Raw genomic sequence first — 22,854 nt, 5'->3', positions numbered from 1 at the left:
GCTCAGCAGCAGGCCGTGCGCGCTTCGGCCGGTTCGGCGGCGCTGCCACCGCAGCACACCGAACCCTGCTCGGCGTCGTCGGCGGCGGCGTTCTGTTCCAACAGTTTCGGGCTGGTGCCGAAGGTGTCGGAGTCGGCGAGCACGGTGTAGACCTCCCACTTCTCGTTCGCCGGGCCGGTCACCCAGACCTTGTCCTGGGTTGCGAAACAACAGGTGGAGTTGATCTCCTCCTGCGTGAACAGGCCCTCCCCGGACAGCCTGGCGATCTCGGCGTGCACCTTCTCGCTCGATTCGACCTCGACGCCGAGGTGGTTGATCGTGCCGCCCTGGCCGGGGTTCTCTAGCAGCACCAGTTTCAGCGGCGGCTCGACGACCGCGAAATTGGCGTATCCCGGCTTGCGTTTGGCCGGGGTGGTGTTGAACAGCTTGGAGTAGAACTCGATCGCGGTATCGAGATCATCGACGTTGAGCGCCAACTGCATACGGGACATGACCATCACCTTCACCTGTGAGACATATATCGAACTGCGGCCACTCTGCAGCGTGCCCACCTTTTCGACATATGTCAAGTAGGGGCGTACGATCTGGTCATGCCGAAGCCCTTGCCGATGGTCGACATCAGCGCCCCGATCTGCTGCGCACCGGTATCGGCGGCACCGCTCGATGACGACACCGCGCTGCAGATCGCGTTGCGGCTCAAGGCGCTTGCCGATCCCGTTCGGATCAAGCTCGTCTCAATCCTGCTTACCGACACCGGTGACGGGACCTGCACCTGCGACCTCGCGACCGCGGTCGGCCTCACCGAAGCCACCACCAGTCACCACCTGGGGCAGCTCCGCAAAGCCGGCATGGTCACCCCCGAGCGCCGCGGCATGAACGTCTACTACCGAGCGCAACCGGACTCGTTGGAAGCACTACGCAACGTTCTCAGCGCTACGACGGGTTGCTGTTGAACGGCGACGGCACGAACTGAGCGAGCCTTATCCGGGTGTCCTTTTGGCAGGCCAACTCCGGTGTCTTTCAGCAGGTCAGCGAGCATGGCGAGCAATCCAGCTCGGCTGGTGGCGGGCAGATCGGATCGGTGATCACGGCGTGGCCGGCGCCAGCGAGGGCGGTGATGCGGGCGGCGACGCTGACCGCGTGCCCGAACAGGTCTCCGTCGCGGACGACTGCGCTGCCGTAGTGGATCGATCCCGGCGCGTAGGGCGATGAATCCGTCTTGACCGGCGGCCGCGGCCGCGGGGGCGGTGATCGTGGCGAGGATCACTTGGGGGGCGTCGGCGGTGAGCATCACCGCATCGCCGATGGCCTTGACCAGCCGCGTGCCCGGTCGTAGAGCCTGCCTGCCAGGTCTGAGAGGCCAACCGTATGGCCAGTTCTGCGGCTTCCTGGTCGCCGCAGAACTCGGTGAACACGCTGTATCCGGCGAGGTCGACGAACGCCACCGCGACGTCACGCTGCTCGAGCTCGGCGAGCTCGTCCGAGGGAGGGCCATGGTGATGCCCGTGCAGTGGTGGCGTGGTCATCGGTCACCGGCACGGCGGGCACGGAACCGGGCGAGCGCAGGGTTCTCGCGGACCGTGATGTCGGTCAGAGGCAAAGACGTCAGGCGCAGGCGGAGTTCGCCACGGGGGATGAACCGGTGCGGTGCCCCTTCGAGGTTGTGCAGCAGCCGCGCCGGTGCGCTGCCGAGCAGGTCGTAGCCGACCAGCATTCCGCCGGGCGCGAGCACTCGGGCAGCCTCGGCGAGTGCGCGTTCCCAGTCGATGACGTGGTGCAACATGATGAACGAGACGACGGTGTCGAAGCTTCCGTCCTCGAACGGCAGGGCTGTGGCGTCGGCGACCTGGGCGTGAGCGCGGGCCCCGAAACCCTGCAGCCGATCGCTGGCGGCGGCGACCATGACCGGGTCGAAGTCGGTGACGGTCACATCCACGAGTTCGTCGGGGTTGGTGGTGAGGATCTGTTCGGTCATCGCGCCGGCGCCGCCACCGATTTCAAGGACCCGGCCTCGGGGATGGATGCCTTGCAGCGCCCACGGGAGTACCCACCTGCCGGTGGCCGCCTGCCACGGTGCGCTGCGGCAGAACAGAGACTCGATCGTCGACATCGACGGCATACCAACAGCTCCCACCATCTCGCCCGGCCGCGCCTGCTGCCACTTCTTCGTGATGATTCGATTACAGCACACAATGCCGCTATCATCGTCATATGACGATGAATGAGTGCTCGGTGGCGACTAGGGCGGACCTCGATCCCGCGGTGGCGTTGTTCCACAGCCTCTCCGATGGGACCCGTCTGGCAATCGCAACCCGCCTCGCGCACGGTGGCGAGGCCCGGGTGGCGGATCTGATGGCGGAGCTGGGGTTGGCGCAATCGACGGTCTCCGCGCACGTGGCGTGCTTACGGGACTGTGGGCTCGTCGAAGGCCGCCCGCAGGGGCGGCAGGTGTTCTACAGCCTGGCCCGACCGGAGCTGATGGACGTGCTCGCCGCCGCCGAAACCCTCCTGGCAGCGACCGGAAACGCGGTTGTGTTGTGCCCGAACTACGGCACCGACGCCACCACCTCCTGCTGCACAACGGGCGACACGAAGGCGGGGGTGCGGCGATGAGCGACGCATGCGGATGCGGGCACGACGAACCGGCCAGTGAGGACGAGCAGGCTCCGGAGCACTGGTGGCAGGTGCGGGAGCTGCAGGCTGCCGCCGCGGCCGCGGTGTTCCTGCTCGCCGCGTACATCACCAGCTGGTCCGGCGGCCCCGAACCGGTCGCGCTCGCCCTGGAGTGGGTGGCGCTGCTGATCGGGGCGTGGACATTCGTCCCCTCGACCCTGAGCCGGTTGGCGAAGGGCAAAATTGGCGTCGGCACCCTGATGACGATTGCTGCGGTCGGCGCGGTGATCCTCGGCGAGGTCGGCGAAGCCGCGATGCTCGCTGTGCTGTTCTCCATCAGCGAAGGCCTTGAGGAGTACGCCGTCGCCCGCACCCGCCGCGGGCTGCGGGCGCTACTAAATCTGGTCCCGGACTCCGCGACCGTGCTCCGCGACGGCACCCCGGTCACCGTCTCCCCGGCGGAATTGGCCGTCGGGGACCAGATGTTGGTCAAACCCGGCGAGCGGATCGCCACCGACGGCACCATCACCGAAGGCCGCACCGCACTGGATGTTTCGGCGATCACCGGCGAATCCGTGCCTGTCGAAGCCGGACCCGGCACGCAGGTCTACGCCGGGTCGATCAACAGCACCGGCGCCTTGAGCGTGCATGTCACCAGCACGGCGGAGAACAACTCGCTGGCCAAGATCGTGCAGATCGTCGAGGCCGAACAGTCCCGCAAGGGCGACGCGCAACGCCTCGCCGACCGGATCGCCAAGCCCCTGGTACCGGCGATCATGATCTTCGCCGCCGCCATTGCGATCCTCGGCTCCCTGCTCGGTGACCCGGCCACGTGGATCGAACGGGCCCTGGTCGTGCTCGTCGCCGCGTCGCCGTGTGCGCTGGCGATCTCTGTGCCGGTGACCGTGGTCGCGGCGATCGGCGCCGCCAGCAAGATCGGCGTCCTGGTCAAAGGAGGTGCCGCCCTCGAAGCCCTCGGCCGGGTCCGCACCGTCGCCCTCGACAAGACCGGCACTCTGACCGCGAACCGGCCCACCGTCGTCGACATCGCCACCACCCCCACCGACACCGCTGCTCCTAGCACCGGGAGCAGCCTGGGCGACCGCACTCCGGGCCAGGAGCGGGTGCTCGCCGTCGCCGCGGCGCTGGAAGCGCACAGCGAACACCCGCTCGCCCGCGCGATCCTCGCCGCCCACGGCGAGACCACCGCCGCGCGCGATGTGCAGGCTGTTCCCGGGGCCGGCCTGACCGGCCTCGTCGACGGACGGCCCGCGCGGCTGGGCCGTCCCGACTGGATCGAGCCCGGCCCGCTCGATGAGCGGGTCGCGGCCATGCAGGCCGACGGCGCCACCGCCGTCCTGATCGAACACGACGGTCAGGTCATCGGCGCGGTCGCCGTCCGTGACGAGCTTCGCCCCGAAGCCGGCGCGGTAATCGAGCACCTGCACCGCATCGGCGCCACGGTCGCGATGCTCACCGGCGACAACACCGCCACCGCCAACGCGCTGGCGAAGATCGCCGGCATCGACGACGTACACGCCGACCTCCGCCCCGAAGACAAGGCCCGCATCATCGGCGACCTCCGAACGAACTCGTTCACCGCGATGGTCGGCGACGGCATCAACGACGCTCCCGCCCTGGCCACCGCCGACCTCGGCATCGCCATGGGCGCAATGGGATCGGACGTAGCGATCGAAACCGCCGACGTCGCCCTCATGGGCGAAGACCTCCGCACCCTCCCGCAGGCACTCGATCACGCCCGCCGCGCCCGGAAGATCATGCTGCAGAACGTCGGCCTGTCCCTCGCCCTGATCGCGATCCTCATCCCTCTCGCGCTGTTCGGGATACTCGGCCTCGCCGCCGTCGTCGCCGTCCACGAACTCGCCGAGATCGTCGTCATCGCCAACGGAGTCCGCGCCGGCCGGGTCAAAGCGCTAGCCCGGGCGAGGACCGGAACTGGCCAGCGGACTCCGTCCGTAGTGACGGTCGGGCAGTGATCACCGCGGTTCCGGTGGCGCACCGCCGCGTACGCCTCACACGGCGGTGCGGGCTGCTGGCCGTCGCTGTCGGACTCGCGGCCACCGATCTGGCCGTCAAGGCATGGGCCACAAGCGCGCTCGCGGACGGCGCAGTCATCGGAACGGGGCCGGTGCAGCTGCGGCTGGCATTCAATCCGGGCGCGGCGTTTTCGATCGCCGCCGATGCCCCGGCATGGGTGCTGCCCACAGTCACCGGAATCATCACCTTCATCGTCGCGGTCACCTCCTGGCGGATGGCGCCAGGCACCGGGCACCTCGGGCGGCTGGGGTTAGCAGCGATCCTCGGCGGGGCAAGCGCCAATCTCATCGATCGGTTCCCCGACGGAGTGGTCACTGACTATCTCCACACCGGTTGGTGGCCAACGTTCAACCTCGCTGACACATTCATCGTCGGCGGCGCTGCCATCTTGATCACCCTCACCGCATTCAGGAGTCCCGACGAACGAGCGCAGCATTCACCCGAGCGCTGACCCCCCCCCCGATCCGGCGCAGGGCCCGGCTGGCCGCGCTGGTCACTGCCCGGCTCACCGTCTGCCCGGAGTCTCGATGGTCCGCTCCCAGAGGAAACGCCAGAGACTCCTCGCTGCCGGATACAGAATCTGATCCGCTTGTAGCGCGCACCCATGAAGACTGAGAACAGACATCAGGTTCATACATTCCGGGCGCTACCCCGAAGGCAACCCCCGGCCTGATGAGACCGATCCTCATTCCCGCCGACATCGCCTCTACGTTGAACGTATGACCAGACCAACCAAGTTCGCGTGGGCGTTCTTCGTAACCATTATCGTCGGTATCGGAGTCGCCGTCCTCGTCGATCAGGACACTTCCACACCCGCCCCGTCCGATACCGCCGCGGTGTCTGATCTGGTGACCCGGCCCGACAGTCATCGGCTGACGTCGCCTGCGCAGAGCCGGGCGCAATTCGTCGAGTTCCTGGACTTCGAGTGCGAAGCCTGCGGAGCCATCTACCCGGTCATCGAGGATCTGCGGCGAACCTACGGCGACCGCGTTACGTTCGTCGTCCGCTACTTTCCGATGCCCGGACACTTCAACGCCGAACGTGCTGCTCGCGCGGTCGAAGCCGCCGCCCAGCAGGGGCGGTTCGAGCAGATGTACCAGCGCATGTTCACCACCCAAACCCATTGGGGCGAACAGCAAGTCCCCGCTGACGACCTGTTCCGTAGCTTCGCCGTCGACCTCGATCTCGATATGGCGGCCTTCGACACGGTCTACAACAGCCCGGCCACGCTCGAACGGATCCGCGCCGACGTCGCTGACGGTCTGGCTCTCGGGGTCCAAGGCACCCCCACATTCTTCCTCGACGAGAATCGGCTACAACCGAACACGATCGACGACCTCACCGCGGCGGTGCGTGCAGCGGCGTCTGAATGATCTCAGGGGCTAGGCGGCAGCCTCCGCGATGGGCGGGCCGGCGCCCCTCGGAGTCCATTCTCGGCCATCACGGATGAGTGCCCACACAACATCAATCAACCGTCTGGCCAGCGAGATGAGCGCATGCACGTGAGAGCGGTTCTCGCGTCGTTTGCGCTGGTAGAACTCCCGTGATGGTCCGTCGCGTTGCGAGCTGTTGAGTGCGGCCATGTAGAACACCTTCCGCAGACCCCGGTGGTAGCGCTGCGGTCTACGCAATGTGCCCCGCCGGTTACCTGAATCATGCGGGACGGGAGCAAGACCGGCGTAGGCAGCCAGTTTGGCAGCCGAGCCGAACGACGTGAGGTCGCCACCAGTGAACGCGATGAGTTCGGCACCACTTCGGGTGCCGATACCGGGTACGGATTCAAGAATCCGGGCGTGGCGGTCTCGGCGGAACACCTCGGCGATCTGTTTATCCAGGTAGGTGATCTGGCGAGTGAGCGCCATCAGCGAGGTAGCCGCCTGCTGCACCAGCAATGCCGTGGTCGCCTCACCAGGCAGAGCGACGGTCTGCGCGGCCGCGGCGGCACGCGCCTTGCTGATCATCTTCGGGATGGTCGGCCGGCGGACTCCTTGACCGCGTAGGTGGTCGTAAATCTCCTCGTCGGAGACCCCATCAATCGCCGACGGTGTGGTGAAGCGGGTGACGAACGCCAAACCAGTCAACGTCGAGTAGTCGAAGCACCGTTCGAGACCGGGGAAGATGCGGGTCAGCAGGCCGCGCAGTCGATTGATGCCTCGTGTGCGTTCGGTGACCAAGTCGCGGCGATGCCCGGTCAACAGGTCGAGTTCGATCGCGACGTCATCAGGGACCGCGACCGTCGCGAGATCACCACGCAGGCGCGCGGTCTGGGCGATCACCACCGCGTCGCGGGCGTCGGTTTTGCCTTCGCCGGCGAAAGCGCCGGTCATGCTGTGCACAACGCGACCAGGTACATAGCGAATGTGTTGGCCGCGGCGGGACAACACCCCTCGGAGGAGGGCCGATTCCGGCGCGGTCATGTCGATCGCCCACACCACCGATTCGACACGGCACGCCTGGTCCACAATCGCTTCGATGGCCGCCTGATCGTTCGGTACCCGACGTGACCACAGCACCGTCCCCGCGTCGTCCACAGCGGCGGCGTGGTGTGCGTGACGGCCGACATCGATTCCTACCCAGATTGTTTCGACCACATGAACCTCTCTGCTCGAACCTGTTGACCTCGTCAGGGGTTGTTTCGCCGGCGCACCTTTACACAGCGACAAGTTCGCGAACACTTCTCAATCAGCGGCCGAAACGACCCGTCACGGTCCGGGGTGGCCTTCCACGCCGAGCCACCGAGGGCACACAGGTGATTGTCGAGCCACGCCCCGAACCGCGGACGAGCGTCCGAGGCGACCGCCCCGGACGTACTCCAACGTAAAGGCGATTGTCAGGTGATCCTCCCGATTCCGGTGAGGCGCCTTCCGCCCCGACTCGGGGCACTCCACACCGAACGCGCCGCCCCTGCGGCGCCGCACCACGTTCGAGAGGGCCAACAATGACAGACCACGTTGCAATACAACCGAAGAAGATCCTCTACGTGGACATGGACAACACCCTGGTCGACTTCCAGTCCGGCATCGACAAGCTGACCGCAGCGGAGCAGGAGAAGTTCACCGAGGAACTCGACAACGTCCCCGGCATCTTCTCACTGATGGACCCGATGGACGGTGCCATCGAGGCCTACAAGGAACTCGCGGAGCTGTTCGACACCTACATCCTCTCCACCGCCCCGTGGGACAACCCCATGGCGTGGACCGAGAAGTTGTTGTGGGTGAAGATGCACCTGGGCCGCGACGAGAAGTCGCCCGCCTTCAAGCGGGTCATCCTGTCGCACCACAAGAACCTGAACAAGGGAGACTTCATCATCGACGACCGGACCAAGCGCGGCGTCGACGCCTTCGAGGGCGAGCACATTCACTTCGGACAACCCGGCTTCGAGACGTGGGCGAAGGTCGTCGAGTACATGCGCACGAAGTCCTGATCTCACCCCGAAGCCCCGGTAACCGAGGCCTCCCGACCTACTTCTGATCCCGGCGCGCGTACGGCGTCCTCGCGGTCTCGGTGTCCCCGTAGATGATCGCCCGTTCCCGACGGGAATCGGTCAGCAGGGTTGCACCCCAGGTCATCACGGTGCCGAGGCGATTGCGGACGCCGGCGAGGAAGGCGATGTGGATGACACCCCAGGCGACCCAGCCCGGGAATCCCGACATCTGGAACCGCCCCGACTGCACGATGGCGCGGCGTCGCGCGATGTAGGCGGCGGTTCCGAGGTCGCGGTAGTTGAACGGCGCGCGTTCCTGTTCGCCCGCAACAGTTTCGGCGATGACCTTGCCCGCGTGGTGGCCTCCCTGCATGGCGACTTCGGCGACGCCGGCGAGGTCCTTGTACGCCATCATGTCGCCGGCCACGAACACCTCGGGATGCCCGGGGACCGAGAGGTCCGCCTCCACCGGGATCCGCCCTGCCCGATCCTGTTCGACGCCGAGTGCGGCCGCGAGGGTGTTGGCGAACGGGACGGCCTCGACGCCGGTGGTCCACAACGTCGTTCGCGCCGGATACCGGTCCTTGTGCTTGTCGGCCTTGCGGGTGGTCTCCACGTAGTCGTCACCGACATCGGTGACATGCACGCCGAGGTGTGTCTCCACACCGAGGTCGTCGAGAGTCCGTTGCGCACTGGCCGAGAGCCGGGCGTTGAACGACGGCAACACCCGATCCCCACCGTGCAGCAGCAGGACCCGCGCCTGGGCGGGGTCGATGGCGTCGTATTCGCGTTCCAGCGCTCGGGTGGCGAGTTCGCGGATCTGACCGGCGAGTTCCACTCCCGTCGGCCCGCCGCCGGCGACCGCGAACGTCAGCCAGGAGCGCTGTTCCTCGGGGTCGGTGATCGTCTCCGCCATCTCGAAGGCGGCCATGATCTTGCGCCGGATCGTCAGCGCGTCGTCGAGGGTCTTCATCCCCGGTGCGTACTTCGCGAACTGGTCGTTGCCCCGGTACGCGGTCCGCATCCCGGTCCCGACCACGAGGTAGTCGTAGGGCAGGCGGAACGACGACCGGTCGAGACGGTCGACGACGATCTCACGCGTCGCGACGTCGATGTCGGCGGCCTCCCCCAGGACGACGTCGAGGTTGCGCTGGCGCCGGGTCAGGTGCCGGATCGGGCTCGAGATCGCGCCTTCGGACAGCAACCCGGTGGCGCATTGGTAGAGCAGCGGCTGGAAGACGTGGCTGGTGCTGCGATCGACCAGCGTCACGTCGACCGCGGCCTTCCGCAACCGCCGGACGCAGTGCATGCCCGCGAATCCTGCTCCGATGACGACGACTCTGGGTCTCGAGGGGGCCATTCCGCCGATTGTTCCAGACGAATAGAGACCCGTGGGATTGGTTTGGTCTTCGCGTCGCCGGGTATCCGCGCCCTGTGGAAACCAGGGTTTCTCTCTCGGTCAACGGTGTGGCACACGACGTCGTCGTCGACACCCGCACCACCCTCCTGGACGGTCTACGTGACCGCCTCGGCATCTTCTCGCCCAAGAAGGGATGCGACCACGGCCAGTGCGGCTCATGCACGGTCCTCGTCGACGGCCGGCGCATCGTCAGCTGCCTGTCGTTCGCGGTCAGCTACGAGGGCTCCGAGATCGTCACCGCGGAAGGACTCGCCGAACCCGGCGATCTCCATCCCCTCCAGCAGGCGTTCATCGACCAGGACGCCTTCCAGTGCGGGTACTGCACACCCGGCCAGGTGTGCTCGGCCGTCGGCATGCTCGACGAGGCGAAGAACGGCCACCCCAGTCACGCCACCGACGACCTCGATCCCGACGCGGCGGACGAGGCCCTCAGCGACGACGAGATCCGGGAGCGGATGAGCGGCAACCTGTGTCGCTGCGCGGCCTACCCCAACATCGTCGCGGCGATCCGGCAGGCGGCGGAAGGATGATCCCCTTCACCTACCAACGTGCCGACGACGTGGCCGGAGCTGTCGACTATCTCCGCGACCATCCCGGCGCGAAGCTGCTCGCCGGCGGCACGAACCTCGTCGACCACATGAAGCTCGGCGTCGCCAACCCGCCTGCACTCGTGGACATCTCGCGACTCCCCCTGGATCAGATCAGCGAGAACCCCGACGGCTCCCTGCGTCTCGGCGCAACGGCCCGCAATGCCGACACCGCCGCTCATCCCCTGGTCCGACGCCGCTACCCGATCCTCGCCCGGGCTCTGCTCGCGGGAGCATCGCCGCAGCTGCGCAACCTGGCGACCAACGCCGGAAACCTGCTGCAGCGGACCCGATGCGTCTACTTCCAGGACGTCACGACCCCGTGTAACAAGCGCTCGCCCGGCAGCGGATGCTCGGCGATCGGCGGTTACACCCGCCACCACGCGATCCTCGGCACTCCCGACGCCGACGCCCCGAACACGTGCGTGGCCACCCACCCGTCGGACATGGCTGTCGCGCTCACCGCATTGGACGCGCGGATCGTGGTGCAGGGTCCGGACGGCGAACGCGAACTCGACGTCCGCGCGCTGTACCGCCATCCCGGCGATCATCCCGACCTGGACACGGTCCTCGACCCCCTCGACGTGATCGTCGCGATCGACATCCCCGCGCCGGCGCCCGGATCGGTGTCGACGTACCGCAAGGTCCGCGACCGGGCGTCATACGCCTTCGCCCTGGTCTCGGTCGGCGCCGAGATCACCATGGACGGGGACACGACCGGCGGGGACACGACCGGCGGGGGCACGATCGGCGAAGCGCGGATCGCCTTCGGCGGCGTCGCGCACAAGCCGTGGCGCGCCGAACGAGCCGAAGCCGTGCTCCGAGGGCAGCAGCCGTCGCGTGAGTTGTTCACCGAGGCAGCCGATGCCGAACTCGCCGACGCCCGACCCCTGGACGGGAACGCGTTCAAGATCCCCCTCCTCCGGCGCACCCTCACCGCCGTTCTCGAGGAGCTGACCCGATGAGCGTCGTCGGATCGTCACCCGTCCCCATCGGCCACGCGCGGATCGACGGCGTCGAAAAGGTCCGCGGCACAGCGCCGTACGCCTACGAACACCTCACCGACGCGACATACCTGTGGCCGATCACCGCGACCGTCGCCCGCGGCCGGGTCACCGCGATGGACACCGCCGCAGCGGAATCGACCGAGGGGGTCGTCACGGTCCTCACCATCGACAACGCGCCCCGACTGGCCGACACCTCCGACGGCGATCTCACGATCCTGCAGACACCGGAGGTCGCGTATCGCGGCCAGCTGATCGGCGCGGTGGTCGCCGAATCCCCCGAGATCGCCCGCGAGGCGGCCGCTTCGGTGGCCGTGACCTACGACGGGGCACCCCACGACACCGAGTTCCGCGCCGACCATCCCAATCGGTACCGGCCGGAGAAGGTCAACGGCGGATTCGAACCCACCTCCGAGAGCGGCGAACCCGACCGGATCCTCGACGATCCGCCGGCGGGCACCGTCATGGTCGACGAGTGGTATTCGACGCCGGAGGAGCACAACAACCCGATGGAACCACACACCGTGGTCGCAACGTGGGCGCCCGCCGAGGAGCTCCTCACCCTGTACGACTCGACGCAGTCGACGCAGGGCGTGGTCTCCGCGTTGGCGCCCGTCCTTGGACTCGAACCCGCACAGATACGGGTGATCGCACCGCATGTCGGGGGCGGGTTCGGGTCCAAGGGTTCCCCTCATTCGCACGACGTGCTGGCAGCCATGGCGGCGATGCGTGTGCCCGGCCGAGCCGTGAAGTTCGCGGTGACCCGGCAACACATGTTCGCCTATGTCGGCCATCGCGCGCCGACGCGTTCCCGGCTGCGCATCGCCGCGGACGGCGACGGCAACATCACCGCGCTGATTCACGAGGCGCACACGCACAGCGCTCACGCGAAGGAGTTCGCCGAGCAGGCCGCCGTCTCGTCGCGGATGATGTACACCGCCCCCAACCGGCGCACCGACCATCATGTCGTACCCCTCGACGTACCGCCGCCGTTCTGGTTCCGCGCCCCCGGCGAAGCGCCCGGGATGTTCGCCGGTGAGGTGGCGATGGACGAACTCGCCCACGCCGTCGGACTCGACCCGATCGAACTGCGTCTCCGCAACGAACCCGCCGACGACCCGGAGAGCGGGAAGCCATGGTCGTCCCGGCTGCTCGTCCGCTGCCTGCGCGATGGCGCCGAACGGTTCGGCTGGGACCGTCGCCGCGCCGAGCCCGGCACGACCCGCGACGGACGGCAGCTGGTCGGATACGGCGTCGCGGCGTCGACGTATCCCCACATGGTGAACCCGGGCAACGAGGCCTCCATCGCCTATCGGAACGGCCGGTACGCGGTGCGGATAGCGGCCACCGACATAGGGACCGGCGCCTGGACAGCACTGACACTCATCGCCGCGGAAGCACTCGGGATCGAGCCTGAACAGGTCGACCTCCAGATCGGCGACAGCTCCCTGCCGAGCGGTTCGGTCGCGGGCGGCTCGTCGGGCACCTCGTCGTGGGGCTCGGCGATCGTCACCGCAGCACAACGATTCCGCACCAGGTTCGGCGACGATCCGGCCGACGGCGCCGAGCTCAGCGCGAAGACCGACGAGAACCCCGATCTGAAGAAATTCCGGATCGCCTCGTTCGGTGCCCACTTCGTCGAGGTCCGCGTCGACGCCGACACCGGCGAGATCCGCATCCCCCGCATGCTCGGGGTGTTCTCGATCGGGCGCGCCATCAATCCGCGCACGGTGCGGTCCCAGCTCATCGGCGGGATGACGTTCGGCATCTCGATGGCGCTGCACGAGGAGAGTGTCCGGGACCCGCGCTTCGGGCACGTCGTCACCCAGGACCTCGCCGAATATCACGTCCCAGTGCACGCCGACATCGCCGACGTCGACGCCGTCTGGCTCGACGATCCCGATGAACACGCGACACCGATGGGCTCGCGCGGGGCCGGTGAGCTCGGCATCGTCGGCAGTGCCGCGGCCGTCGTCAACGCGGTGTACAACGCGACGGGTGTCCGCGTCCGGGATCTGCCCGTGCACCTCGACGACCTGCTGGAGGGTCTACCGGACCTCTGAGTCAGCCGACTCCCGGATAGGTCGACCAGCCCGGTACCGCGGGCGACACCGGCCACGGCTCGTCGGCCTGGGCGGGAAGCCAGTGCGGCATACCCACCTGTTGCGTTGCCGCGCAGGCCTTCTGGTCGGTGGTCGGGGTGGGATACAGGGCGGAGAAGTCGTAGCGCGAGGTGTACCAGCCGCCGAAGACGTTGATCTCCGGCGTCCGCTGACCACCCCGCGGAGCCGCCGGCGGCCGGTCCCCGGTTCGTCGGATGTCGATCTCGACGGGGCGGGACGTGTCATATCCGACCGCCCACGTCCCATCGCTTTCCACCGAACGATAGCCCTGGCGGCACAGCACGATTCGCGTCCAGTCGACGTCGTCGACGCGTCGTAGTCCGGTGTAGAAGGCGGTGCCCACCTGGCGCCGGGCCGCGGAGACCTCGGACGGGTAGGCGGTCACCATCTGGTCGATGTTCGAGGGCGAGGCCTCGGCGAACCCCGGGTATCCCCACTTGGCCGACGCCCCGGCGTTGGCGAGCTCGAACGACTCGACGTAGGCGCGGACGAAGGTTCCCTCGGCGGACTGCGGGTCGAGCACGGGTGTGGCCGACCAGCGGAAAGTGGTATCGAAACCGGGCGGGAGGTGGGAGTCCTGGGCGGCGGGACGATCAGGCGCCGTCTGCTCCGGCGATCCCGCGCATGCGGCGAGCCCGAGGCCCGCGGCCAGCGCGGCGACCATTGCGACGATTCGACGGCGGTGTCCTTGCGCCACGTAATCACCTTCTTCGCCGGTGATGGTCTTCGACGGGCCCTTTGCGTGCCGGCTCTGGCTGTACCGACGTGGGCTCTGTCTGCACCCTATGCACGGACGATCGGCAGAGGCGGGATCCGCGTGCACCGGAAAGGCGACGAGAAGGTCTCGAAATGGGCACGCCGGAGCCGGCGGCTCATTCCCAGGTGTCGATGTCCTGCCCCGTGGCCAGGTCGCCACATTCGACGCAGGTCACCTGCCGATCTCGCAGATACCGCTGCGCACCCATATCTCCGTGGATGACCTCGGATGCCGGACCGAGATGATCGGCGCCGATGTACACCGGGTGCCCCCGCCGGCCGTCGAAGACGGCACGTACCAGATCCCCGCGTCGCCCTCCGGATGCCTCGACGATGCGACGCACCACGTCGGGCCCGACATCCGGGGTGTCGACGACGGTGAGCACCACGCCGCCCACCCCGGGCCGACGCTCGGCCCAGTCGAGCGCCGCAGACACCGACGCGCCGATTCCGGCGGCCCAGTCGTCGACGACGAGCGCGGTGGTACCGGCGGGCGGCTCGACGAGCGCAGCGCCCATCGTGACCGCGATGTCCGCGCACCCACCGGCCCTCAGCGCGTCCGTCGCCATCCTCAACCAGCGGCCGTCGTCGGCAAGGATCTTGGGCATCCCGTACCGGCTGCCGGCACCGGCGGCGAGCACCACACCGACAACGTCACCGACTTCGCTGTCCTCACCTGGCGCCGTCACCGTTTCATCTTCCACAATCCCCGGGGCCGTTGGTGAACCGGCGGTCCGCGGCCCGACCTCCTAGGGTGAATGCGTGCGCCCAGACGAACACCTCGACCCCGGCGGACGAGGACAACTCGATCGCTTCAACGAACTCACCACCGACGCGTGTGTCGAGCGTCTGCTAGCCTGCTGCAGCTCACCCACCTGGGCACGACGCGTCGCAGCGGAGCGGCCGTTCGCCGATCCACAAGAACTGCTCGATCGCGCCGACGAACTCCTGCTCGAGCTGACCGAGACCGAGATCGACCAGGCCCTCGCCGGGCACCCCAGGATCGGGGACCGCCCGGACAACGCCTCATCCGCCCGCGAACAGTCCGGGGTGTCCGGCGCGGACGCGGCAGTCGTCGAGGAACTGAAGAAGTACAACGCGGCGTACGAGGACAAGTTCGGCCACGTCTATCTGGTCTTCGCCAACGGCCGGCCCGCCGACGAGCTGCTGGAAATCCTCAGGGAACGCATGGACAACGACCCTGCGACCGAACGCCGCGTCCTACGCGTCGAGTTGGCGAAGATCAACCGCAGCCGCCTCATCCGTATGCTGAGGACACCAGACACCGACGAGGGAGCCTCCGCATGACCGGTCTGTCCACCCATGTCCTCGACGCGACGTCGGGCTCCCCGGCCGTCGGCATCGAGGTGTCCCTGCAGGATGCCTCCGGCACCGAATTGTCCTCGGGCACCACCGATTCGGACGGACGCATCGGCAAGGTCAACACCGACGCCCTCGTCCCCGGTATCTACCACCTGGTCTTCGACACCGGGAACTGGTTCGCCGACAACGACATCAAGGCGTTCTACCCGGAGGTCGACATCTGCTTCGAGGTCGACGACGCCGACCGCCACTATCACGTCCCGGTGCTGCTGAGCCCGTTCGCGTATTCGACGTACCGCGGTAGCTGAGTGCGGATGTCGGCCCACGACGACGTGGCCGCGCTGCTCGGGTCGGCCGCGGCGCGGGTCGTCGTCGGCGTCACCGGACCTCCGGGCGCCGGCAAGACAACACTCGCGCGGTCTCTCGTCGACGAATTCACCTCGAGGCTGGGCTCCGCCGCGGTCGGGTACGTCCCGATGGACGGTTATCACCTGCCGAACGCCGTTCTCGATCGGCTCGGCCGTCGTGACCGCAAGGGCGCACCCGACACCTTCGACGCCGCGGGGTTCGTCGCCACCCTGCGCCGCATCCGCGAGGGTCTGGACGACGTCTACGTCCCCGACTTCGACCACACTGCGGGAGAGCCGATCTCGGGGTCGCTGGTCGTTCCCGCATCCGCGCGGCTGGTGATCGTCGAGGGAAACTACCTCGGGCTCGATGTGCCCGACTGGCGGGATGTGCGGCAAGTCCTGGACCGCCTAATCTACGTCGACGCCGACGCGGAGACCCGTCGCGAGCGGCTCCTGAACCGGCACATCGCCGCCGGGAAAACCGACGCCGAGGCGCGCGCCTGGATCGAGGCCGTCGACGAACCCAATGCGGAGCTCATCGCCACGACCCGCGCGCGGGCGGACACGATCGTCGACTGACCGCTCACGAGTTTCGTTCCCGCGTAACCGTTTCCTTACCGCTCGCCTATTTCCTTCGCGCTTGTGGGACCCGACACGCGGGAAGGAACTGGCACCGCGAGAACATATACGTCAACCGTTCGTTATGCGAAATGTCCTGCACAGCCTGACTATTCGCGCCGTTGGTGCACACGAAAAGTGACAGCGTTCGAACACATGTGGCACTCTTGACGGTTCTGTGGGTGCCTCCCGGTGCGCCTGAAGCGCGCAACGCCCTGTCTCACTTAAGGTTTGGTTTGCGAAGACTAAACCGAGGAGCAGGGCGTTGCGCGCTACTAGACTACTGCCGAAGTTGCTGAAGATCGAGAACCTGGTGGTTCTTGATGTCGCCATTGAAGACGACGATGACGGCCAGTTGTTGGTCGTCTCGGTCCGTGCGAAACGCAGGCAGGGCTCGCGGTGTCCACACTGTCGACGGCGTCGACCAGGCTATGACCGTCCACACCATCCGCGCCGTTGGCGACACCTCGACCTGGGCGGGATGCGCTGCTACCTGCAAGGACACATTGGACGGGTCGACTGCAGCCTGCACGGCGTCGTCACAGAACATGTGCCGTGGGCACGGCCGGCAGCAAAGATGACGCGCCGATTCGACGACACGGTCGCCTGGCTCGCCGCGCACAGTCCATCATCCGCGGTGTGTGAGTACATGAGGGTGTCGTGGCGAACAGTGCAACGCATCATCGCTCGAGTCGTTGCCGATCACACCGGACAGGCCGACCGAATGGATGGGTTGCGCAGGATTGGTATCGATGAAATCGCCTACCGAAAAGGTCGGCGATATCTGACGGTGATCGTCGACCACGACACCGGCAGGTTGGTGTGGGCGCGTGAGGGTGCAACCAAGAAGACGCTTCGCCAGTTCTTCGACGAGCTCGGCGCCACGCGCAGTGCACAGCTGACCCATGTGAGCGCCGACGCGGGTCAGTACATCGAAACGGTTGTTGCAGAACGTGCTCCGGATGCCATTCGATGCATGGATCCGTTTCATGTCGTCCAGTGGGCCACCCGTGCCGTGGACCGTTGTCGTAGCCGGGTCCTCAACCGGATCCACGGTCTCTCCAACGACGATCGTAGGAATCTGAGGTGGGCACTGTTGAAGAACCCCGAGAACCTCACCCCCGGTCAACAGCGGACCCGTGAGCTGATCGTCAAACGCGCCAATAGTGAACTCGCTCGCGCGTATCAACTGAAAGAGGAACTCCGCCACATCGTTACCGGGGAACATTCCGGCACGTGGCGACGGCTCGAGCACTGGTTACATCGAGCTGATCGTAGTCGAATCATCGAACTCGTCGGTCTCTCCAGATCGGTACGACAGCAACAGATCCAGATCTACAACTCCGTTGTCGTGGGCCTATCGAACGCCCGGGTGGAGGCCACCAACACGCATCTGAGGGCACTGACCAAACGGGCCTACGGATTCCACTCACCAGAAGCACTCATCGCGATGTCGACACTCACACGAGGAGGGGCGTGTCCTGCTCTGCCACACCAGTAGTGACCCACGAAACCGTCAGGAGGACCACACATGTTCCCGTAAAGTCGAGTCATGGCACCGCTGGACCAGATTCTCCACCAACTCATCGAGGTCACCCCACCCGCCGACGACCCGACCGGGGCAAAGACTTTCGCCCAACTCGAGATGATTCGACTGATTCGCAACGCGGCGGACCATCTACTCAGTTCACACACAGCCAATCTCGACGATCTCAATGTGGCGGAGCGACATGGTTCCACCACCGGGAGACTGTTGATCGAGATGGGTTTCCCGCCCGCAGTCGCCACTCGCGCCACCCGTATCGCCGAGAACATCGGCGACCTGGGCAAGGTCGAGGCCTCCGCCGCCGACGGCCGCCTATCAGGTGAAGTCGTCGACGCCATTGTCCGCGGACTCAGCACAATCGGGAAACGCTCTCCCACAGAACTTTCCGACCACGACCGAACGATTTACGAAACCGAACTCCTCACCCAGGCCCTGTCCGGCGCCACACCCGCCGAGATACAGAAACACGCCCGGACGATCGGCAATGCCATCGCCGACGACGATGACGGCATCCCCGCGTCCGACGACAAGTCTCTGGACACGTTGTCGCACCACACGACCGACGACAGCCGCGTCGAGATTCATGCCAACGTGACACAGGCCGTGGGCGAGAAGTTCATCGCCATGATCGACGAACGTGCCACACCACGCCCCGAACCCGACGGCGCCGACGACCGCCGCTCCGCCGACCAACGACGCGTCGACGCCCTCGAGATACTCCTCGACCAAGCCGCCCACGGCGCATCCCTGGACAGCATCGGCGCTCCACGTACCCAAACCCTCTTGACCATCCCCGCCGACGGTGGTGACCCCGCCCACCTACCCTGGACCGGGTCGGTCACCCAGGCCACCGCGCAGAAACTCTCCTGCGACGGCACGATCACCGAGATCATCATCGACGGCGAGACCGTGCCCCTGGAAATGGGTCGCGAACGACGCCTGTTCCCGGCACACCTCCGCAAAGCCATCATCATCCGCGACCGATGCTGCATCAGTTGCGGTGCGCCACACTCCCACACCCAGGTCCACCACATCCAACACTGGTCCGCCGACGGCGACACCGACCTCGACAACGGCTGCCTACTCTGCCAACGCTGCCACACCCGCGTGCACCACAACGGCTGGGACATCATCATGGGCTTCGACCGCCACCCCTGGCTCGTGCCGCCGGCCGACATCGACCCCCAACGCCGACCGCTACCCGCCTACAACCGACGCACCATGCGCCTCGACGACGCCGCCTGACACACCATCAGCCGCGGGATCGCCTCGTTCTTTGACAACTCCACAGTGTGAAAAGTGCCGGCGCCCGCAAGTTCCGTTCCCGCTCACCGAAATCAGGTGAGCGGGAACGGAACCGATGAGCGAGAACCCCAGAGGGGGAACGAGATCAGCTGATCTCGACGAGCAGGTCACCCGGCGACACCTGGGTGACCGAGCTGATCGCGACGCGGGTGACCTTGCCTGCGACGGGTGCGGTGATGGCCGCTTCCATCTTCATCGCCTCGATGGTGCCGATCGTCGCGCCGACGGCGACCTCGTCACCCACGTCGACCGACAGGGAGACCACGCCGGCGAACGGCGCCCCGACGTGCTTCGGGTTGGCCCGATCGGCCTTCTCGGCGCTGGCGACCGCGGAGTCGATGCTGTGGTCGCGGACCGCGATCGGACGCAGTTGACCGTTGAGCACACACATCACGGTGCGCATGCCCTTCTCGTCGGGCTCGCTGATGGCCTCGAGACCGATCATCAACTCGACGCCGGGCTCGAGGTTGACGCGATGTTCCTCGCCGTAGCGCAGACCGTAGAAGAACTGGTTCGCCGACAACCGCGAGGTGTCGCCGTAGGTCTCGTAGTGCTCCTCGAACTCCTTGGCGGGCCCGGGGAACAACAGATGGTTCAGACGCACCTGACGATCACGGCCGGGCTTGTCCAGGATCGCCTCGTCGTCGGCGGTCAGCTGCTTGACCTCTGGCGCCGGTGCCCGACCTTCGAGCGCGAGGCTGCGCAGCGGCTCCGGCCAGCCACCGGGCGGATCACCGAGTTCGCCACGCAGGAACCCAATCACCGAGTCCGGGATGTCGTAGGAACTCGGGTCGGCGGCGAAGTCCGACGCGGTGATCCCGCGACCGACCAAAGCCAGCGCCAGGTCACCGACGACCTTCGACGACGGCGTCACCTTGACCAGGCGACCCAGCATCGAATCGGCGGCGGCGTAGGCCTGCTCGACGGCCTCGAAGCGGTTACCCAGACCCAGCGAGATGGCCTGCTGACGCAGGTTCGACAGCTGACCGCCCGGGATCTCGTGGGAGTACACCCGACCGGTCGGAGCCGGCAGCCCGGACTCGAACGGCGCGTACACCTTGCGCAGCGCCTCCCAGTACGGCTCGAGGTCGCAAACCCGGGCCAGGTCGATGCCACTGTCACGGTCGGTGTTCGCCGTCGCCGCCACGATCGCCGACAGCGGGGGCTGACTGGTCGTGCCGGCCAGCGCCGCACTCGCACCGTCCACCGCATCCGCACCGGCCTGCCAGGCCGCCATGTACGTGGCGAGCTGGCCACCCGGGGTGTCGTGGGTGTGCACGTGGATCGGCAGGTCGAAGTTCTTACGCAGCGCCGTGACCAGCTTGGTCGCCGCCGGGGCCCGCAACAGACCGGCCATGTCCTTGATCGCCAGCACGTGTGCGCCCGCCTCAACGATCTGCTCGGCCAGACGCAGGTAGTAGTCGAGGGTGTAGAGATCCTCCGACGGCGACGACAGGTCACCGGTGTAGCTCATCGCCACCTCGGCCACCGCGGTCCCCGTCTCACGGACCGCGTCGATCGCCGGACGCATCGCGTCGATGTTGTTGAGCGCGTCGAAGATCCGGAAGATGTCGATACCGACGTCGGTGGCCTCTTCGACAAAAGCCGTGGTGACCTTGGTCGGGTACGGCGTGTACCCGACGGTGTTGGCGCCGCGCAGCAGCATCTGCAGGCAGATGTTGGGCATCGCCTCGCGCAACTGCGCCAACCGATCCCACGGGTCTTCCTTCAGAAAGCGCAGCGCCACATCGTAAGTCGCACCGCCCCAGCACTCCACCGACAACAGCTCCGGCGTCAACGCCGCGACGTACGGTGCGACGTTGACCAGACCGGTGGTACGCACGCGCGTCGCCAGCAGCGACTGATGAGCATCACGGAAGGTGGTGTCGGTGATGCCCAGACGCGGACTCTCCCGCAGATCACGAGCGAACCCTTCCGGCCCGAGCTGCAGAAGACGCTGCCGCGAACCGTCTTTCGGCGATGCGAGCACGGCGCGCTCGACGGTGGGCAGCTTGTCACGCGGGTACACCGTGGTCGGCCGCTCGCCGTGCGGCTTGTTGACCGTCACCTCGGCCAGGTACGACAGGATCTTGGTACCGCGGTCAGCCGACACACGCTGGGTCAACAGACCCGGCCGCTCATCGATGAACGAGGTGGTCACCCGACCGGCGCGGAAGTCCGCATCGTCGAGCACGGCCTGCAGGAACGGGATGTTGGTCGCCACACCACGGATGCGGAACTCGGCCACCGCGCGCCGGGCCCGACGCACCGCGGTCGGGAAATCCCTTCCACGACAGGTCAACTTGACCAACATCGAGTCGAAGTGACCACTCACCTCGGCACCGAGGTTCGCGCCACCGTCGAGGCGGACACCCGCGCCGCCCGGGCTGCGATAGGCGGTGATCCGACCCACATCCGGACGGAAACCGTTCGACGGGTCCTCGGTGGTGATGCGGCACTGCAACGCGGCACCGCGAATACGGATGGACTCCTGCGACAAACCCAGATCATCAAGGGACTCCCCCGCCGCGATCCGCAGCTGCGAACTCACCAGGTCGACGTCGGTGATCTCCTCGGTCACCGTGTGCTCGACCTGGATACGCGGGTTCATCTCGATGAACACGTGGCGCCCCTGCTCGTCGAGGAGGAACTCCACCGTCCCAGCGCACGTGTAACCGATATGACGGGCAAAGGCCACCGCGTCGGCACAGATCTTCTCCCGCAACTCATCCGGAAGGTTCGGGGCCGGAGCGAGCTCGATGACCTTCTGATGACGACGCTGCAAGCTGCAGTCACGCTCATACAGGTGGATCACGTTGCCGTGGGTGTCGGCGAGGATCTGCACCTCGATGTGGCGCGGGTTGACCACCGCCTGCTCGAGGAACACCGTCGCATCGCCGAACGCCGACTCCGCCTCACGCGATGCCGCCGCGATCGCCTCGGCCAGGTCCCCACGATCGTCGACCCGACGCATACCGCGACCACCACCACCGGCGACCGCCTTCACGAAAACCGGAAAGTGCATGTCCTCGGCGGCGGCGAGCAGTTCGTCGAGATCCGACGACGGCTCCGACGACGCCAGCACCGGAATCCCCGCAGCCTTCGCCGCAGCCACCGCGGTGGCCTTGTTGCCGGTCATCTCCAAGATGTCGGCGCTGGGCCCGACGAAGGTGATACCGGCCTCGGCACAGGCCGCAGCGAGGCCCTGATTCTCCGACAGGAAACCATAACCGGGGTAGATCGCGTCGGCGCCGCATCGCACGGCAGCAGAAACCACCTCCTCGACCGAGAGGTACGCGCGCACGGGATGCCCCGGCAAGCCGATCTGGTACGACTCATCAGCCTTCAGGCGATGAACCGAGTTGCGGTCCTCATACGGATACACCGCGACCGTGCGCGCCCCCAACTCATAAGCGGCGCGGAACGCGCGGATCGCGATCTCACCCCGGTTGGCAACCAGAACCTTGTCGAACATCGGGTGTTCCCTTTTCTCCCGCAGCGGCGTTTACGTCGAATTGTCGCCGGTCCGTTCACTTGACCGGACCAATGAAGTACATCACGTGATCCTACTCACGCCACAACCCACCCCGAACGCCCCCCACAGCATCCCCCGGACACGATGAAATTGACTGCCGGACAAGGTAACCGGAACAGATTGCGTGGGCATTGTGAAACGCTCTCACCGCAGGTGGGCAAGGAGAGAGATCACGAGCGCAAAATACGGCCG

Annotated in this window: 21 protein-coding genes; 14 read left to right on the top strand and 7 right to left on the bottom strand. The window is 66.8% G+C overall.

Translation table 11 applies throughout. The annotated features are described in order from the left end of the window. Positions 1 to 2 precede the first annotated feature (2 nt). Positions 3 to 491, bottom strand: coding sequence for an ArsI/CadI family heavy metal resistance metalloenzyme (locus RVF83_RS14470; RefSeq protein ID WP_174351863.1), 489 nt, complete (start codon positions 489 to 491; stop codon positions 3 to 5). Between the two features lie 99 nt (positions 492 to 590). Between RVF83_RS14470 and RVF83_RS14465 the strand changes: the two genes are divergently transcribed. Further along, positions 591 to 953 (top strand): Rv2640c family ArsR-like transcriptional regulator, encoded by a 363-nt coding sequence (locus tag RVF83_RS14465; protein ID WP_005193682.1) that lies wholly within the window; start codon positions 591 to 593, stop codon positions 951 to 953. 569 nt (positions 954 to 1,522) lie between these two features. Here the strand turns inward: RVF83_RS14465 and RVF83_RS14460 are convergent. Further along, on the bottom strand, positions 1,523 to 2,119 hold the full coding sequence (locus tag RVF83_RS14460) for a class I SAM-dependent methyltransferase (RefSeq protein WP_005193680.1): 597 nt from the start codon (positions 2,117 to 2,119) through the stop codon (positions 1,523 to 1,525). Between the two features lie 92 nt (positions 2,120 to 2,211). Between RVF83_RS14460 and RVF83_RS14455 the strand changes: the two genes are divergently transcribed. The 4 genes from RVF83_RS14455 (at position 2,212) to RVF83_RS14440 (ending at position 6,044) form a co-directional block, all read left to right on the top strand. Further along, a complete protein-coding gene (locus RVF83_RS14455) occupies positions 2,212 to 2,613 on the top strand; it encodes an ArsR/SmtB family transcription factor (RefSeq protein WP_039879766.1) in 402 nt (133 codons plus the stop codon). Continuing rightward, the gene (locus RVF83_RS14450; protein ID WP_005193676.1) at positions 2,610 to 4,610 is read left to right on the top strand and encodes a heavy metal translocating P-type ATPase; all 2,001 of its coding nucleotides are present in this window, start codon (positions 2,610 to 2,612) and stop codon (positions 4,608 to 4,610) included. Before RVF83_RS14455 ends, RVF83_RS14450 begins: the two co-directional genes overlap by 4 nt. Next, positions 4,607 to 5,122, top strand: coding sequence for a signal peptidase II (locus RVF83_RS14445; RefSeq protein ID WP_005193672.1), 516 nt, complete (start codon positions 4,607 to 4,609; stop codon positions 5,120 to 5,122). The genes RVF83_RS14450 and RVF83_RS14445 overlap by 4 nt, the downstream gene beginning before the upstream one ends. A gap of 268 nt (positions 5,123 to 5,390) precedes the next feature. Then, complete coding sequence (locus RVF83_RS14440) at positions 5,391 to 6,044, top strand: DsbA family protein (RefSeq protein ID WP_005193670.1); 654 nt, start codon at positions 5,391 to 5,393, stop codon at positions 6,042 to 6,044. Between the two features lie 9 nt (positions 6,045 to 6,053). On the opposite strand, the gene RVF83_RS14435 is transcribed toward RVF83_RS14440, so the two are convergent. Next, positions 6,054 to 7,262: an IS110 family transposase gene (locus RVF83_RS14435; protein WP_005193666.1), complete on the bottom strand. Its 1,209-nt coding sequence runs from the start codon at positions 7,260 to 7,262 to the stop codon at positions 6,054 to 6,056. A 347-nt stretch (positions 7,263 to 7,609) separates the two neighbouring features. Here RVF83_RS14435 and RVF83_RS14430 point away from each other — a divergent pair, with 347 nt between their 5' ends. After that, positions 7,610 to 8,095, top strand: coding sequence for a 5' nucleotidase, NT5C type (locus tag RVF83_RS14430; RefSeq protein WP_005193660.1), 486 nt, complete (start codon positions 7,610 to 7,612; stop codon positions 8,093 to 8,095). 37 nt (positions 8,096 to 8,132) lie between these two features. Here RVF83_RS14430 and RVF83_RS14425 read toward each other — a convergent pair whose 3' ends face one another. After that, on the bottom strand, positions 8,133 to 9,455 hold the full coding sequence (locus tag RVF83_RS14425; protein WP_039879764.1) for an NAD(P)/FAD-dependent oxidoreductase: 1,323 nt from the start codon (positions 9,453 to 9,455) through the stop codon (positions 8,133 to 8,135). A 74-nt stretch (positions 9,456 to 9,529) separates the two neighbouring features. Here RVF83_RS14425 and RVF83_RS14420 point away from each other — a divergent pair, with 74 nt between their 5' ends. The 3 genes from RVF83_RS14420 to RVF83_RS14410 are packed head-to-tail and all read left to right on the top strand — an operon-like array spanning position 9,530 to position 13,169. Then, a complete protein-coding gene (locus RVF83_RS14420; RefSeq protein ID WP_005193656.1) occupies positions 9,530 to 10,045 on the top strand; it encodes a (2Fe-2S)-binding protein in 516 nt (171 codons plus the stop codon). Beyond that, entirely contained in the window at positions 10,042 to 11,067 is a 1,026-nt protein-coding gene (locus RVF83_RS14415) for an FAD binding domain-containing protein (protein WP_005193654.1), read from the top strand. Before RVF83_RS14420 ends, RVF83_RS14415 begins: the two co-directional genes overlap by 4 nt. Next, entirely contained in the window at positions 11,064 to 13,169 is a 2,106-nt protein-coding gene (locus RVF83_RS14410) for a xanthine dehydrogenase family protein molybdopterin-binding subunit (protein WP_005193645.1), read from the top strand. The genes RVF83_RS14415 and RVF83_RS14410 overlap by 4 nt, the downstream gene beginning before the upstream one ends. A 1-nt stretch (position 13,170) precedes the next feature. Here RVF83_RS14410 and RVF83_RS14405 read toward each other — a convergent pair whose 3' ends face one another. Together RVF83_RS14405 and RVF83_RS14400 are read right to left on the bottom strand one after the other, a co-directional pair. Next, positions 13,171 to 13,893 (bottom strand): hypothetical protein, encoded by a 723-nt coding sequence (locus RVF83_RS14405; protein WP_005193644.1) that lies wholly within the window; start codon positions 13,891 to 13,893, stop codon positions 13,171 to 13,173. A gap of 208 nt (positions 13,894 to 14,101) precedes the next feature. Next, positions 14,102 to 14,674 carry a nucleotidyltransferase family protein gene (locus RVF83_RS14400; protein WP_005193639.1) on the bottom strand — a complete coding sequence of 191 codons (573 nt, stop codon included), beginning with the start codon at positions 14,672 to 14,674 and terminating at the stop codon, positions 14,102 to 14,104. A 73-nt stretch (positions 14,675 to 14,747) separates the two neighbouring features. On the opposite strand from RVF83_RS14400, the gene uraD reads away from it, so the two are divergent. From uraD to RVF83_RS14375, 5 genes are all read left to right on the top strand, one after another. Then, positions 14,748 to 15,293: a 2-oxo-4-hydroxy-4-carboxy-5-ureidoimidazoline decarboxylase gene (gene uraD / locus RVF83_RS14395; protein ID WP_005193637.1), complete on the top strand. Its 546-nt coding sequence runs from the start codon at positions 14,748 to 14,750 to the stop codon at positions 15,291 to 15,293. Further along, complete coding sequence (uraH, locus tag RVF83_RS14390) at positions 15,290 to 15,616, top strand: hydroxyisourate hydrolase (RefSeq protein WP_005193635.1); 327 nt, start codon at positions 15,290 to 15,292, stop codon at positions 15,614 to 15,616. Before uraD ends, uraH begins: the two co-directional genes overlap by 4 nt. 6 nt (positions 15,617 to 15,622) lie before the next feature. Then, complete coding sequence (locus RVF83_RS14385) at positions 15,623 to 16,237, top strand: nucleoside/nucleotide kinase family protein (RefSeq protein WP_039879772.1); 615 nt, start codon at positions 15,623 to 15,625, stop codon at positions 16,235 to 16,237. A 304-nt stretch (positions 16,238 to 16,541) separates the two neighbouring features. Further along, the gene (locus RVF83_RS14380; protein ID WP_341261942.1) at positions 16,542 to 17,777 is read left to right on the top strand and encodes an ISL3 family transposase; all 1,236 of its coding nucleotides are present in this window, start codon (positions 16,542 to 16,544) and stop codon (positions 17,775 to 17,777) included. Positions 17,778 to 17,828: 51 nt separating this feature from the next. After that, positions 17,829 to 19,067 carry an HNH endonuclease gene (locus RVF83_RS14375; protein WP_005196024.1) on the top strand — a complete coding sequence of 413 codons (1,239 nt, stop codon included), beginning with the start codon at positions 17,829 to 17,831 and terminating at the stop codon, positions 19,065 to 19,067. A gap of 145 nt (positions 19,068 to 19,212) precedes the next feature. Here the strand turns inward: RVF83_RS14375 and RVF83_RS14370 are convergent, their stop codons facing one another. Then, positions 19,213 to 22,602: a pyruvate carboxylase gene (locus RVF83_RS14370; protein WP_005196023.1), complete on the bottom strand. Its 3,390-nt coding sequence runs from the start codon at positions 22,600 to 22,602 to the stop codon at positions 19,213 to 19,215. Positions 22,603 to 22,854: the final 252 nt, after the last annotated feature.

The sequence above is a fragment of the Gordonia rubripertincta genome (assembly GCF_038024875.1).
GTDB classification, from domain to species: Bacteria; Actinomycetota; Actinomycetes; order Mycobacteriales; family Mycobacteriaceae; genus Gordonia; species Gordonia rubripertincta.
Note: the sequence above shows the minus strand (reverse complement) of the source record. Positions and strands in the feature narration are given on the sequence as shown.

Bases quoted from the DNA above. Each gene is read 5' to 3' on its own strand.
- RVF83_RS14470 (WP_174351863.1), bottom strand. From the start codon at position 491: ATGTCCCGTATGCAGTTGGCGCTCAACGTCGATGATCTCGATACCGCG.
- RVF83_RS14465 (WP_005193682.1), top strand. From the start codon at position 591: ATGCCGAAGCCCTTGCCGATGGTCGACATCAGCGCCCCGATCTGCTGC.
- RVF83_RS14460 (WP_005193680.1), bottom strand. From the start codon at position 2,119: ATGCCGTCGATGTCGACGATCGAGTCTCTGTTCTGCCGCAGCGCACCG.
- RVF83_RS14455 (WP_039879766.1), top strand. From the start codon at position 2,212: ATGACGATGAATGAGTGCTCGGTGGCGACTAGGGCGGACCTCGATCCC.
- RVF83_RS14450 (WP_005193676.1), top strand. From the start codon at position 2,610: ATGAGCGACGCATGCGGATGCGGGCACGACGAACCGGCCAGTGAGGAC.
- RVF83_RS14440 (WP_005193670.1), top strand. From the start codon at position 5,391: ATGACCAGACCAACCAAGTTCGCGTGGGCGTTCTTCGTAACCATTATC.
- RVF83_RS14430 (WP_005193660.1), top strand. From the start codon at position 7,610: ATGACAGACCACGTTGCAATACAACCGAAGAAGATCCTCTACGTGGAC.
- RVF83_RS14425 (WP_039879764.1), bottom strand. From the start codon at position 9,455: ATGGCCCCCTCGAGACCCAGAGTCGTCGTCATCGGAGCAGGATTCGCG.
- RVF83_RS14415 (WP_005193654.1), top strand. From the start codon at position 10,042: ATGATCCCCTTCACCTACCAACGTGCCGACGACGTGGCCGGAGCTGTC.
- RVF83_RS14410 (WP_005193645.1), top strand. From the start codon at position 11,064: ATGAGCGTCGTCGGATCGTCACCCGTCCCCATCGGCCACGCGCGGATC.
- RVF83_RS14405 (WP_005193644.1), bottom strand. From the start codon at position 13,893: ATGGTCGCCGCGCTGGCCGCGGGCCTCGGGCTCGCCGCATGCGCGGGA.
- uraH (WP_005193635.1), top strand. From the start codon at position 15,290: ATGACCGGTCTGTCCACCCATGTCCTCGACGCGACGTCGGGCTCCCCG.
- RVF83_RS14385 (WP_039879772.1), top strand. From the start codon at position 15,623: ATGTCGGCCCACGACGACGTGGCCGCGCTGCTCGGGTCGGCCGCGGCG.
- RVF83_RS14375 (WP_005196024.1), top strand. From the start codon at position 17,829: ATGGCACCGCTGGACCAGATTCTCCACCAACTCATCGAGGTCACCCCA.
- RVF83_RS14370 (WP_005196023.1), bottom strand. From the start codon at position 22,602: ATGTTCGACAAGGTTCTGGTTGCCAACCGGGGTGAGATCGCGATCCGC.